Origin of the sequence: Sphingobacterium humi (genome assembly GCF_009768885.1) — a bacterium.
GTDB lineage: Bacteria > Bacteroidota > Bacteroidia > Sphingobacteriales > Sphingobacteriaceae > Sphingobacterium > Sphingobacterium humi.
The window spans coordinates 241,585-256,589 of sequence record NZ_WSQA01000001.1 but is presented as its reverse complement, the minus strand read 5'-3'; the positions used below and the strand labels follow the sequence as shown (position 1 = coordinate 256,589).

At 46.4% G+C, this 15,005-nt stretch carries 8 protein-coding genes; all 8 read left to right on the top strand.

What is annotated here, in order from left to right; all coding sequences use genetic code 11:
• Positions 1–30: 30 nt before the first annotated feature.
• The 8 genes from GQF63_RS01000 to GQF63_RS00965 all read left to right on the top strand — a co-directional run bounded on the left by GQF63_RS01000 (position 31) and on the right by GQF63_RS00965 (position 14,996).
• Positions 31–3,273 carry a SusC/RagA family TonB-linked outer membrane protein gene (locus GQF63_RS01000; RefSeq protein ID WP_246163189.1) on the top strand — a complete coding sequence of 1,081 codons (3,243 nt, stop codon included), beginning with the start codon at positions 31–33 and terminating at the stop codon, positions 3,271–3,273.
• Positions 3,274–3,284: 11 nt separating this feature from the next.
• Positions 3,285–5,093 carry a RagB/SusD family nutrient uptake outer membrane protein gene (locus tag GQF63_RS00995; RefSeq protein WP_160367227.1) on the top strand — a complete coding sequence of 603 codons (1,809 nt, stop codon included), beginning with the start codon at positions 3,285–3,287 and terminating at the stop codon, positions 5,091–5,093.
• Position 5,094: 1 nt separating this feature from the next.
• Positions 5,095–6,297, top strand: coding sequence for a glycoside hydrolase family 88/105 protein (locus GQF63_RS00990; RefSeq protein ID WP_212592422.1), 1,203 nt, complete (start codon positions 5,095–5,097; stop codon positions 6,295–6,297).
• A 210-nt stretch (positions 6,298–6,507) separates the two neighbouring features.
• Positions 6,508–9,162 (top strand): glycoside hydrolase family 88 protein, encoded by a 2,655-nt coding sequence (locus GQF63_RS00985; protein ID WP_246163187.1) that lies wholly within the window; start codon positions 6,508–6,510, stop codon positions 9,160–9,162.
• Positions 9,163–9,165: 3 nt separating this feature from the next.
• Complete coding sequence (locus GQF63_RS00980; protein ID WP_160367226.1) at positions 9,166–10,659, top strand: tagaturonate reductase; 1,494 nt, start codon at positions 9,166–9,168, stop codon at positions 10,657–10,659.
• Positions 10,660–10,708: 49 nt separating this feature from the next.
• Positions 10,709–12,109, top strand: coding sequence for a glucuronate isomerase (uxaC, locus tag GQF63_RS00975; RefSeq protein ID WP_160367225.1), 1,401 nt, complete (start codon positions 10,709–10,711; stop codon positions 12,107–12,109).
• 113 nt (positions 12,110–12,222) lie between these two features.
• Entirely contained in the window at positions 12,223–13,842 is a 1,620-nt protein-coding gene (locus GQF63_RS00970; protein ID WP_160367224.1) for an NADP-dependent glyceraldehyde-3-phosphate dehydrogenase, read from the top strand.
• A 140-nt stretch (positions 13,843–13,982) separates the two neighbouring features.
• Positions 13,983–14,996, top strand: coding sequence for a LacI family DNA-binding transcriptional regulator (locus tag GQF63_RS00965; protein ID WP_160367497.1), 1,014 nt, complete (start codon positions 13,983–13,985; stop codon positions 14,994–14,996).
• Positions 14,997–15,005: the final 9 nt, after the last annotated feature.

The following is a 15,005-nucleotide window of genomic DNA, read 5'->3' as shown; positions in this document are numbered from 1 at the left end:
CAACAATAACCTTTTAATCAAATATAAATCATGAAGTATTGGAAAAAAAGAACAGGCGCAAAACGGTCTATCGGCATGCTCCTGTTTATCTTCCTGTTGCTCAGCACTGTGGCTTTTGCACAATCGACAAAGCGGCAAGGCTGGGTAACAGATGCACAGAATGCGCCCATTCAAGGGGCTAGTATTCAAGTGAAAGGGAAAGGAAACAGTACCCAATCGGGGGCGGATGGGAAGTTTGAAATCGATGCAGCAAACGGGGATGTGTTGCAGGTTTCTTATGTGGGCTTTGAGACGCAGGAATATCCGGTGAATGCCAATGCGACCTTTCGGATTCAATTAACAGGGAATCAACAGAACCTGGATGAAGTGGTGGTGATTGGTTACGGCACGGCGCGCAAGCGCGACCTAACCGGTGCGGTAGGTTCGGTGAAAGGGACGGAGATTCAACAGGTGCCCGTGAGTACTGCGGCGCAAGCCATTACCGGTAAGGTAGCGGGGGTTAATGTGGTGACACAAAGTGGAGCGCCCGGAGCTGGCGTTAATATTTTGGTGCGTGGGGGAACTTCTATTACCGGTTCGACAACGCCTTTGTATGTGGTAGACGGTTTTGTGATGGATGATGCCCTGACTAAAATTGATGTGCAGGATATCGAGAATATAGACATCCTAAAGGATGCTTCGGCAACCGCCATTTATGGGGCTCGTGGTGCGAATGGCGTGGTGCTTATTACGACCAAATCGGGCAAGTCTGGCCGTACCAGCTTGGAGTACAATGGCTATGCTAGCTTTGAGGGCTTAAGCCGTAAATTGGACTTATTGAATGTGGAAGATTATGTTAAATACCAATACGAATACCAAACCTTGGGCGGCAATCAAACGGCCTTTGCACAGATGTTTGGCGGCGACCCGGCTTCGGCCGATTTCGCCAGTGGAGCCTACCAACGCATTCAGCAAGAATATGGCAGCCGTGCCGGCATTGACTGGCAGGATGAGGTTTTTGGTGGACAAGCCATTTTGCAGACGCATAACCTGAACCTATCCGGAGGGAATGATAAAACGAAGTTTATGGTTTCCTATAATCACACGGGGCAGGATGGTATTTTGGCCAAATCAGGCTACCGCAGGAATAGCGTGCGTGCGAAAATAGATCATCAGTTAAATAAAGCCATTCAGGTGAACTTTAACAGCATGTTGCAGGATGCGCAAACCGAAGGCGGTGGCTCCTTGGGTGGGATGCTGAAAATGTCTATCCTACAGCCGGTGACCGGTGGTATTCGCTTTAGCAATGAAGAATTGTTGCATACGGATATTGCAGAGGAATTGCAGGCGATAAACTCGCAGTATGATGTGTATAACCCCATCATTATGAACGATGCCTTAAATCGCTTAAAAGCGGCTCGTTTAGCGAATGTGAATTTGGGGATTACGGCGAACTTTTTGGAAGATTTTACCTTCCGCAGTTCCGGAACCTACCAATGGCAGCAGACCCGCAGTGATTTTTGGGACGATGGCCGGACGATGAATGCCCGAAATAATAAAGGACCTTACGGATCTATTAACAATGCCGAAGGCTATGAATGGCAATGGACGAATACCTTATCTTGGATGAAAGATATCGGCATGCATCATATCAATTTATTGGCCGGACAGGAGGTTCGCTATGAAGAGGATCAGGGTTTGGCGCATAGCTATTACGAATTCCCGGAGAGTAATTTCGGCTTGAAGGATGTAAGCTTAGCCGGCCGTACCGAGCGCGGAACTTCGACCGCAAGTCGCTACGGTTTATTATCGGGTTTCTTCCGGGCGATATATAATTACAACGATCGTTTCTTATTTACCGGAACCGTACGTGCCGATGGTGTTTCGACTTTTAACAAAGGCAATAAATGGGGTGCCTTTCCTTCGGCTTCCGCAGCCTGGAATATCCACCAAGAAGAGTTTATGAAAGAAGTAGGATTTATTAACCAATTGAAACTTCGTGCAGGCTATGGTACGACGGGTAATGATCGGATTGGTAGTACGCGCTATGCGACCTTGTATGGCTCGACGGTAGTTGCGATGGATAACAGCTTATTGGTGGGCGTGAAGCCTAGCGGAACTTTAGGGAATCCGAATTTGCGCTGGGAGAAAACCCAAACCAGTAATGTGGCCTTAGACGCTAGTTTCTTTCAAAACCGCTTAATGTTTACCGTCGATGTGTATCAGAACCAATCGAAGAACTTATTGTTGGAGGCCAATATTCCAACCTCTACAGGTTATAGTAAGCAATTTCAGAATGTGGCTTCCTTGCAAAATAGAGGGGTAGAATTAACCTTATCCTCCGTGAATATTAAGAAGGAGGATTTCCAATGGCGTTCCACCTTTAACATGACATTTAACCGTTCGAACGTGGAGGGTTTATTCGGTTCGGCAGGAACAGACCGCATGATCACTTCCTACGAATCGCGGGTAAACTTCTTAACGGAAGTGGGTGGTCCTGTTAGTAATTTCTACGGCTATAAATACGATGGGGTGTATACCACGAATGACTTTGATCAATTAGCCGATGGTTCCTATAAATTAAAAGATGGCGTAGCCTCGCTAAAAGGAAAAAACAGGGCCAGTGTAAAACCTGGTGATGTGAAATACTTGCCTACGGCAGGCGAGACGGATGCGAACGGCAATCCAGTTTGGTCGGCAAACGATCGGACGGTAATTGGTCGTGCGGAACCTAAGTTTTACGGTGGTTTCAATAATGAATTTTCCTATAAGCAATTTGACTTGAGTGTGTTTTTGAACTTCGCTTACGGTCATCAGGTGTTCAATATGAATACCCAACGTTTTATGGGGCCTTATTTGCCGAATCAGAACTCCATGGGTATCATGAACAACCGCTTTACGTTAATCGATCCGGCAACTGGCATGGAAACGAAAGACCTGAACCGCTTGGCGGCCTTAAATCCGAATCAAGGGGGTAAGAATCAGATTTGGAGCTTGAATGCGACGAATAATATCGCGATATCAGACCCTTTAGATTATTATTTGGAGGACGCATCTTTCTTGCGGATCAATAACATCACCTTGGGTTATACCTTGCCGAAGGCTATAAGCCAAAAGGCCAAGATGCAGCGCCTGCGCGTGTATTTGACCTTGAATAACATCCATACCTTCACCAACTACAGCGGCTATGATCCGGAAGTATCGGCTAGCGGATCGCTATTGACTCGTGGGGTTGATAATTCGGCCTATCCGAGAACCAAGAGAGTGGTGGCAGGATTAAATCTTTCATTTTAAAGCGGATAATCATGAAAAAAATTGCATTATATATGGCGGGCATCGCCTTGATGGGGACAACTTCCTGTTCCGACTTCCTGGATCTGCCCTCTGAAAAAGATTTCGATAGTTCAACGATATTTGAAGACCCGGGCAAGGTAGAAATGGCCTTATTGGGCGCATATACCAGTACCTTTAATGCGGAATTGTTCTATCAGTTCGGCATGGGTACCGATGAGTGCATCTCGACCGAGGGGGAAACCAACTCGAAGAATCAGGTTTCCAATTATGTTTACAGTCCGGCTACCTCGCCAAACTCTACCTATACCAGTATGTATGCGGGTGTGGAGCAAGCGAATATTCTAATCAAGAATATTCCCTTAATGGAGGTGAGCGATGAGGCGACACGGAAGAAACTGGATGGTTTATTGGGGGAGGCCTATGCCATTCGGGCGAGCAATATGTTGAATATTGTGCGCTATTTTGGCGATGTGCCTTATCCGACTATCCCGGTGGTGGATATGCCTTCCTTTTCGTCCTCCCGCGTGAGTAGAGATAGCATTTACGATGGCTGTGTGGATGATTTGCAGAAAGCCATTAGCTTACTGCCTTGGAAAGGGGAGTCGGGCTTACCGGTAGAGCGTATCTCTAAAAATACAGCTTACGGCTTGTTGGCACGTGTGGCTTTATATGCTGCCGGCTATTCTTTGCGTTGGGACCTACAGTCTTATTCGGCGTCTTCGGTAAAACTGGCGCAGCGGGCCGATCAGAACCGTATCCAACAATTGTATCAGATTGCCCGGGATGCCTGTAAGGCGGTAGTAGATCGGGGAGAAAATGACCTGGTGAGCTATGAGACTATATTTAGGGACTTGCTGACCAAGAAGTATAACAAGGAAAGCATGTATGAATATGGGCAAAAAGGCGGCGACCGCAATGAAACCCGCATCGGATATACCAACGGGATTTTTGCGCATACCAATTCATTCTACAATAAATCGCAGCCTGCCATGGCGGTTTTTCCAACGTATTATTTTGAGTTTAAGGAGGGTGATGTTCGTCGGGATGTGGCCATTGCGAACTATTCCTTGAATGGCGAAAGCATGCACCAGATGAATACCTATGGCAGCCATACCATCGGTAAGTTCCGCGTGAACTGGAAGGCTGATCTGGGTGTTTCGGCTGCCCAACGCGATATTAACTGGATTCAATTGCGCTATGCGGATGTGCTGCTGATGTATGCAGAGGCGGAGAACGAGCTGGCCAAGAACCCGACGCCTGTGGCAAAAGAAATGTTGGAAAAGGTGCGCCTTAGAGCTTTTAATCAGGATCGTTCGAAAATAGGAACCACGCCAAGTGATTACCAGGGCTTTCGGGATGCTTTGATTCTGGAACGGAAATTGGAGTTGGCCTTTGAGGGCTGGCGCAGAACAGATCTGATTCGCTGGGGCGTATTGTACGAGAAGCTTTCGCAAGCTAAGCAGGATATGTTGGATCTGGCGAACCATACCGGTAAATACGAGGCTGTTCCGCGCTTTAGGGCCTATAAAAAAACACCGGCGAATAGCTTTTCGGATCCTACTGTAGCTTTGCCGTATCAGGGTTTTGTTGTTGAGCCGGATGCGCAACAGAAAGCCCAGTTGACCCAGGATGGCTATACTTTATTGAATATGTATACCGGAACCTCGGCGTTTAACTCGAATGCCCTGCAGGCGCAAGCAACCTGGGTGCAGAATATTTTCCGGGGATTAGAAAAGAATAAAGTGGAATTGTTCCCGCTAAGCACAGGTACCATGGATGCAAATCCGGGATTGGCAGGACAACAACATCCAATGTATTAAGATGATAGGATTTCAAAACAAGAAGATTTGGCAGCAGCTTTTCCGTCGGTTGGGCTGGATGCTGCTGCTGTTTCCCGTACTGCATACGCAGGCTCAGGACGGCAGAATGTCGCTCTATGAGCAGCTGGCGCAATCGGAAATGCAACGCTTTCCGCAGCTGTGGCAGCTGGATCATGGTAAGCGACTATACTTTGCTTATTCGCAAGGTTTGGGCGCCCTCGCTTTTTGGAAGCTTTATGAGAAGACCAATAATCCGGTTTATTATCACTACGTGGAACAATGGGCCGATACGCTGATCAATCCGAAGGGGGAGATTTACTTGTATGAACCTGAGTCGTTTCATCTGGATTTTATCAATCCGGGGAAGGTCTTGTTTCCGCTATATGCCAAGACAGGGGATAAGAAATACTTGCTGGCCATTGAGCGTTTGATAAGGCAGCTTCAGGAGCAGCCCCGCACGGCGGATGGCTTGTTCTGGCATAAGGGCATCTATCCGAATCAGGTTTGGCTGGATGGGCTGTATATGGCTTCTCCTTTTTTAGTGGCCTATGGCAACTTAACAAAGGATAAAAGCTATTATGAGGAAGCTGTTAAGCAGCTGTTGGGTGCTGCCAAGCATTTGCGTGATCCTAAAACAGGATTGTATTTTCATGCCTGGGATGCGTTGAAGGAACAGGCCTGGGCGAATAAGCAAACAGGCACTTCGCCTAACTTCTGGGGACGCAGTATAGGATGGTGGTTTATGGCCTTGGTTGATGTGCTGGAGCTCCTTCCGGCAGATTATCCACGCCGGGGGGAATTGCTAAAGCTGACGCAAGATCTGGCGGCGGTATTGCCCAGGTATCAGGATAAGGATGGGCTATTCTGGCAGGTGCTTGACAGGCCGGGGGAAGGAAAGAATTATCAGGAAGCTTCCGTAAACAGCATGTTCCTGTATGCTTATGCGAAGGCTGTGCGGTTGGGATATGTACCAAAGGAAGACAAGGCTATGGCGGAGAAGATTCTGAAAGGGATACAAGAGAAGCTGTTGGTTCGGGATGCGGAAGGCTTGTGGAACTTGATTCAATGTAATGCTGTCGCCGGATTGGGTGGAAAACCTTATCGCGATGGCAGCTTCGACTATTATGTGAACGAGCGTATTCGGGAAAACGATATCAAAGCGACGGCACCATTAATTATGGGGCTGATGGAGCTAAACCGTTAAAGGGCCGAAAACAGTTGGATAAAGTGCAATGTGCATGATATAAAAGCAGTTAAAAGATAGAAGGGGCAGTTTTTGCCCCTTTTTTAATTCTCGTTACACGATGAATTTGCTTGGATGGGTAATTTCAATCGTTCTCGGCATCGATTGCGTGTATTTTTCTAGTATTCTGGAATTATTATTAAGAAATTCAATACGAATTAATCAATAACCATGAGACAATCGTTAAGGAGAATGAAGTGGGAATACACAGGCTTTTCAGCCTTATGCATCCTATGCTTATGTAGTTTTTTAATAGCACCTCCACAGCAAACCATCTGGATGATGGGCGATAGCACCATGGCCATCAAGGCGGATAATAAAAGACCGGAAACCGGTTGGGGTGAAGGTTTTGCCGCTTACCTACAGCAAGGTGTTCAGCTAAAGAATATAGCCAAGAATGGCAAAAGTACCAGATCCTTCATGAAGGAAGGGCTTTGGGATCAGGTATTCCAAGGGCTGAAAGCTGGTGATTATGTGATCATTCAATTTGGCCATAACGACCAGAAGATTAACAAGGATAAAGCTGGCGGCTTTCTACCGGAATACAAAGCAAACTTAGCCTATTTCGTGAAGGAGATCCGCAGCAAAAAGGCAACCCCCATTCTGTTGTCGCCAATTGCAAGAAGAAGCTTTGTAAACGGGCAATTGCAGGATACCCATATGGGTTATCCGCAAGCCGTAAAAAAGGTTGCGGATAGCTTAGGTGTTGAGTTTATCGATATGACCCAACGCAGCATGGCGCAATTGAGCAGCATGGGCGAGGAAGCGTCGAAAGGCTTGTTCCTACACTTGCCGGCAGGCCATCAAAACTATCCGAAGGGGGTGGAGGATAATACGCATCTGAATACCCATGGGGCGAATCAGATTGCGGGTTTAGTGGCATCGGCTATCCGGGAGCAAGGATTATCCATAGCATCTATATTGAAAGAGCAGCCTTTAAATAGTGATATTTCCTATGGCGAGAAAATGGCCAAGACAGCCATGGCTAAGCTGTTTACTGATCCTTCCTTTACTGATACGGTCAAAGGTCCGAAATGGACTTACGATATGGGCGTGGTGTTGGAAGGCCTGTTGGCCGTTTGGCAACAGACCGGAAAAGGAGAATACTACCATTATGTTCAAAACTGGATGGATCGATTTGTCAGTGAAGACGGGCAAATCCGAAACTATAAACCTGATGAATACAATATTGATCATATTAAAAACGGAACGGTATTACTGGCGCTTTATGAAGTGACGGGAAAGCAAAAGTACCTGAAAGCTGCTGAACAGTTGGTAGGGCAGTTGAAGACGCATCCGCGGACGAAGGAGGGAGGCTTTTGGCATAAGAAGATATATCCTTATCAGATGTGGCTAGACGGCTTGTATATGGCGCAGCCTTTTTACGTGCGCTATGCCCGCATCATGAACAAACCTGAGATCTATGAAGATGTGCTTAATCAGTTTGAATACATGGAAAACCATGCTAGAGATGCGAAAACAGGGTTGTTGTATCATGGATGGGATGAATCTAGAAAGGAGCGATGGTCTAATCCGCAGTCGGGCCAGTCGCCTCATTTTTGGGCGAGAGGAATGGGATGGTTCAGTATGGCACTGGTGGATGTGTTGGACTATTACCCGGAGGAGCATGCCGGTCGTCAGAAACTCATCGCCATCCTTCAACGGACGATGGCTGCAGTTCGGAAAGTACAAGATCCGAAAACCGGTGTCTGGTATGATATCATGGATTTACCAAATAGAGAAGGCAATTATGTGGAAGCATCCGCTTCCAGCATGTTTGTGTATGCCATGGCCAAAGGATTGCGGAAGGGGTACTTGGATGCCAGTTATAGGCAAGCCTTGGATAAAGCTTATCAGGGTTTGATAAAAGAGTTTGTTCGGCCGGCTGCTGCTGATCGGATAGACTTAGAAAAGGTAGTTACGGTATCTGGATTAGGTGGTAAAAAATATAGAGATGGTAGCTTTGAATATTACATGAGCGAACCAGTGAAGCCTAATGATCCAAAAGGTGTAGGGGCATTCCTATTGGCTAGCGCAGAGGTGGAAGCCTTCCATCAGCCGGCTATACCTGTTAAATACAAGGTCACCCTCGATAATTATTATAATAATGAAGTGAAGAAAGCCGCGGATGGGCAGCTAAAGCCTTATCATTACCTATGGGATGGTGAGGATAATAACGGCTTTTCTTTTTTGGGTCGCCTGTTTGAGCGCCAAGGAGCAAGCCTAGCAACGTTGAGGGCTCCGGGTAATTTGAATAACTTGAAAGGAAGCTCGGTGTATATCATCGTAGATCCTGATACAGAAAAGGAAGCATCGCATCCCAACTATATGGCAGAAACAGATGCCGAAGGCATCAGTAATTGGGTGAAGGCCGGGGGAGTTCTTGTTCTCTTGCTAAATGATGCAGGCAACTGCGACCTTGATAAGATCAATATGCTATCTCAGCGATTCGGTATTACGTTTAATCAGGATAGTAAGAATAGGGTGAAGGGCAGGGAGTTCAGCATGGGTGCCATCGCTGTTCCTGCGGGTAATCCGGTATTCTCGAAGTCGCAGCAATTGTACATCAAGGAGCTCAGTACCATGCAGCTGCAAGCACCTGCGACGCCATTAATTACTAACGCCGATGCTGTTATTATGGCCACGGCACGCTATGGAAAAGGAACTGTGTTTGCCTTGGGCGATCCTTGGCTCTATAATGAATATGTAGACGGAAGGAAGCTTCCGCCGGACTTTCAAAACTTTCAAGCCGCCAATGAATGGGTCGCTTGGTTATTACAGCAGGCTACAGAAAATAAGCAATCAATCAACCTCAATAAAAACTAAATTATGTTCTTGAATAAAAAGAATCTGGCTGCTATCGGCCAAACGAAGGCCTCCATGCCTTCGGAAAAAAGCTTTACCTTTCCTGAACGCATTATCCAGTTTGGAACTGGTGTATTGCTTCGCGGATTGCCCGACCATATTATCCATCAGGCCAATCAGGATGGTAGTTACGATGGACGTATCGTCGTGGTTCAATCGACTGGGACAGCAGCGGTTGCGGAGTTTGCCAAGCAAGATAACCTATATACCCTTTGTGTGAAAGGATTACAGGATGGACAGGAAGTGGAACAGTACGAGTTAATCAATGTGATATCTCGTGTATGTGCAGCATCTACCCAATGGCAGGAGATTCTTGCCTTAGCGGCAAGTCCTGATCTGGAAGTGTTAATATCCAATACCACCGAGGTAGGCATTACAGCAGGAACGGATTTGATAACAGATCAACCACCGCAGACATTTCCTACCAAGGTATGTGCTTTCTTGTATCAGCGCTATCAAGCCTTTCAATGTGCAGCCGATAAGGGGTTAGTCATCCTTCCTACGGAGTTAATATCCAATAACGGGCAAGAGCTTAAGAAATATGTCTTGGAGGCGGCTAATCGTTCCGGATTAGAAACCGGATTTATCGATTGGATCGAGCAAGCCAATGACTTCTGTGATACCTTAGTGGATCGTATCGTTCCGGGTAAATTACCAGCAGCGGAACAAGCCAGTACCAGTGCTTTATTAGGTTATGAGGATAACTTAATGATAATGGCCGAACCCTATTACCTATGGGCCATCAGCTGCAATCAAGACCGTGTAAAAGAGAAGTTGCGGTTTGCGGCGAATCAAGCTCAGGTACACGTCGTTCCATCCATCGAAAAGTTTAAAGAAATCAAGTTACGTTTGTTAAACGGAACCCATACCTTCTCTTGTGCTCCTGCTATTTTAGCGGGTTTCTCCACAGTGAAAGAAGCTCTGCAAAACACGGAATTCAAGGCCTTTGTAAGCGGCCTCATGGAGGAAATCATTCTATGTATGCAAGGTCCAGCCTTTGCCGATAGCGAGCTTCAGGATTTTGCTAAGCAAGTGCTCGACCGCTTTGGGAATCCTAATCTTGAGCATCGCTGGGCTAGTATTTCCTTGAACTTCACTTCCAAAATGCATATGCGCAATGTGCCTTTATTGGAAGCGTCTGTTCAACGTGAAGGTAAGGTGTTACCTTGTATGGTGCTCGGTTTTGCTGCTTACGTATTGTTCATGCATAGCAAGGAAGAGGGCGGGCAATTTATACAGGAAGGCTATGGCGAAAGAATTGTATTGCAGGATGAGTCTGCGGCTGCAGTATTAGGCTATTTGCAGCAGGCCGATCAGGGCTTATTATCCTTGCTTCATGATACTACCCTATGGGGCGTAGACCTATCTACATTCCCTGGATTTGCAGCACAAGTACAAGAAGCTATCGCTCAAATTGAAAAACACGGATTTCTACAGGCTTTTGCATCGCGAGCTTAAGCCTTTTCTATCTTTACATCTTTCTTGAATACCTATAAACCACATACACATGAAACCCTTTTTAGATCCTGATTTTTTATTGCACAGTGATACTGCCAAGCGGCTTTATCATGACTATGCGAAGCCACAGGCCATCATCGACTATCATAACCACTTAATTCCCGAGCAGATAGCTCAGAATACGCAGTTTGAGAATATCAGCCAGGTATGGTTAAATGGCGATCATTATAAATGGCGTGCCATGCGTACGCATGGTATTCCTGAAAAGTATATCACCGGAGATGCTTCTGACCGCGATAAGTTTCGCAAATGGGCAGAAACGGTACCATATACCATGCGGAATCCCTTGTACCATTGGACGCACCTGGAGCTTCAGCGCTATTTCGGAATTACCGAGCAGCTGAATGCAGCCTCTGCCGATCGGATCTACGATCAAACGGCCGAGCAATTGCAACAGCCAAGTCATTCTGTACGGGGCTTGTTGAAGATGATGAACGTGGAGGTGTTATGTACCACAGATGATCCCCTAGACAATTTAGAACATCATCAAGCCTTTGCGAAAGAAACGGAATCTTTCCAAATGTTGCCAGCCTTCCGTCCGGATAAGGCGATGGCGGCGGAAGACCTTGGCAGCTTGAACAGCTACATTGATAAATTGGCCGAGCTTAGCCAACAACCCATCAGCAACCTGGCACAATACCTGGATGCCTTGAAGGCAAGACATGATTATTTTGCGGCCAACGGTTGTAAGCTGTCCGACCATGGATTAGAGCAATTGTATGCAGCCGATTATACCGAGGCGGAGGTGGCAAGCATCTTCTTGAAGCTACGTTCAAATCAAGCCCTAACCGCCTCGGAAGTGCTTCAATTTAAGTCGGCCATGTTACAATACTTTGCAGCATGGGATCATGAGAAAGGATGGGTGCAACAGTATCATTTAGGTGCCTTACGTAATAATAACGCGCGTATGCTGGCTCAAAATGGCCCGGATACCGGTTGGGATTCCATTGGCGATTTTTCCCAAGGACAAGCACTTTCCAAGTTTTTTAATAAATTGGACAGCACCAATCAGTTGGCAAAGACCATTATTTACAACCTAAACCCTGCAGATAACGAACTTTTCGCAACCATGATTGGTAATTTTAATGATGGTTCCGTACGTGGAAAAATGCAATTTGGATCCGCCTGGTGGTTTTTAGATCAGAAGGATGGGATGACCAAGCAAATCAATGCTTTATCGAATATGGGTTTATTAAGCTGTATGGTCGGCATGTTAACTGATTCCCGAAGCTTTTTATCCTTCCCAAGGCATGAGTATTTCAGACGCTTGCTGTGCGATATCTTTGCGCAAGATGTAGAGAATGGCGAGCTTCCAGATGATATCGAATGGCTTGGCAAGCTTGTCAGCGACATCTGTTACCACAATGCGAAAAACTATTTCCAATTTTAGGGGATAGCATTTACATATCAATCTACATAAAACTTAAACCGGGGTCTTGTTGGGAAACAAGACCCAATGGCCTACGCAGCTATGCGTTAGTCCTAAACTTCTAATACATTATTATGAAATTCGATTTACAGAACATGTTCTATCGGGAGGAAGACATCCCGGTCGAATTTGCCCTGGATGAAGAGATTCACCAACGTGAATTTCTCTCCAATGGTGAAATGCGTCCTTGGTCAGGACAAAGTAGCGAAGTGTATTCGCCCATTTGTATAAAAACCAAAGATGGCCTGCATCGAAAGCGCATCGGGTCCTATCCTGTATGTACGGAAAAGGAGTCTATGGAAGCCTTAGATGCTGCGGTAAAGGCCTATAACAACGGGCGTGGCATTTGGCCCACCATGAGTGTTGCCGATCGGATCGCCTGTGTCGAGCATTTTACCCAGAAGATGATTGCTAAGCGCGATATCGTTGTGAAGCTCATTATGTGGGAAATTGGAAAATCCTATGCCGATTCGCAAAAGGAATTCGACCGTACCGTAGATTACATCTATGCTACTATCGATGCCCTCAAAGATCTGGACAGAGATTCCTCCCGTTTTCAAATGGAGCAGGATATCATTGCGCAAATCCGACGCTCGCCGCTAGGTGTAGTCTTATGTATGGGCCCTTTTAATTATCCATTGAATGAGACTTTTACTACACTTATTCCCGCGCTGATCATGGGAAACACCCTCTTGTTCAAACCACCAAAGCATGGTACTTTATTGCATTATCCCTTGTTGGAGGCTTTCCAAAGCTGTTTTCCAAAAGGCGTAGTCAATACCATCTATGGCCGTGGAAATACCATTGTGCCGCAGTTGATGCAATCCGGACAGATCAACGTCTTAACCCTGATCGGTTCTAGCCGGGTGGCCAACGAGTTGAAGAAGCTGCACCCGAAAGTAAATCGGCTGCGCGCTATCCTAGGCTTAGATGCTAAAAATGCGGCTATCATCAGTAAGGATGCCGACTTAGACCTCAGCGTCAAAGAAACCGTCTTGGGCTCGCTATCTTTCAATGGGCAGCGTTGTACGGCCTTGAAAATCGTATTTGTACATCGCAGCATCGCTACGGCCTTTTTGTCGAAATTAAGTGAAGAGGTTTCAAAGCTTGCCTACGGTATGCCTTGGGAGAAGGGTGTTATGCTGACTCCATTGCCCGAGCCTCAAAAGCCAGCCTATCTGCAAGAATGCTTGGAAGATGCTAAAGCGCATGGCGCCAAGCTGATCAACGAACATGCCGGCGAAACGTTGGAATCCTTTTTCTACCCGGCAATTGTCTACCCGGTAAACGAAAAGATGAAGCTTTATCGCGAGGAGCAATTCGGACCTGTAATCCCTGTAGTGCCATTTGATGACTTGGAAGAACCTATCGAATACCTGATTGGTTCGTCGCATGGGCAGCAAGTCAGCATCTTTAGCACCAAAACCGAAATTATCAGCTCCCTTATCGATCCTTTGGTGAATCAAGTTAGCCGTGTCAACATCAATTGCCAATGCCAGCGCGGGCCGGATATCTATCCATTTACCGGTCGGAAAGATAGTGCCGAAGGTACCTTGTCGGTATTTGATGCGCTGCGGGCGTTTTCCATCCGTTCCTTGGTAGCCACCAAGAAAACAACGGAAAACAAGGCCATCCTCAATAAAATTGTGGAAGATGGGGCTTCCAATTTTATCAGTACCAAGTATATTTTTTAGCACAACACAAATTATATCTAGTTGAGTGGGCACAGCTTCCGCTGTGCCAGCTGATGAAGGACCCAACCATGGGTCCTTTTTCTTTTGTAATAAAGCTGCTAGCTATTTATCCATTGGATATTATTCCCTATTTTTATTTTATGACCTATGCGCATTATACCTTAAAAGACATTGCGAAAGCCTTAAAACTTTCTCCATCCACCGTTTCCCGCGCGCTGCGTGATAGCCATGAAATCAGTAAGGAAACCAAGGTATTGGTCAATGACTTTGCCAAGAAGGTGAACTACAGGGTCAATCCCATTGCTCGAGGGTTAAAGGTGCGCAAAAGCTTCAGTATCGGCATTATTGTCAGCGAGATTGCCAATAACTTCTTTTCACAGGTAGTCGATGGTATCGAATCCGTTGCCTACGCCAAGAATTATCAGGTGGTTATTGCGCAGACCAAGGAGTCTGCAGAGCGGGAAAGCTTACATGTGGAGCAGTTCTATGCACGCTCTATGGATGGCATCCTGATGGCCATGTCTTCAGAAACCCACAATTACGAATACCTGCATGACCTTATCCAACGGGGCTTTCCTATTGTTTTCTTCGACCGGGTGCCGCAGCAGCTCAACAGCCCTAAGGTGATTACCGATAATAAAAAGGGAGCCTATGAAGCCGTGCAATACCTGGCCAATCAAGGTTGCAAACGTATTGCCCACTTAACCTCTTCCAAGAAATTATCCAACAGCATGGAGCGCTTGGCCGGCTATAAACTAGCCCTGATGGCCAATCATCAGGAGTATGAAGAAAAACTGGTGAAGTATTGTGATTATGGAGGTTTGCAGCAAACAGAAATCGAGGAAGCCTTGCATGAATTAGCGAAGGAACAATTCGATGGCATTTTTATTTCCGGAGATCGGTTAACCACCGGCTACCTGCAAGCCCTAAAGAAATTTCCGGGTTTAATTTCTGATCAGATTCCCATTGCCGGCTTTACCAATTCAGACCTCGTGGATATTTTTTCACCATCCATTACGGCGGTGCGGCAGTCGGCCTTTGAAATGGGAAAACGTGCTGCGGAATTATTGATTGAACAAATTGAAGCCAAGGGAGCGAAGCCCGAGTATCAAACGGAGGTATTGCCCGTGTCCCTGATCCATTTCGCAGAATAACTAAGCATG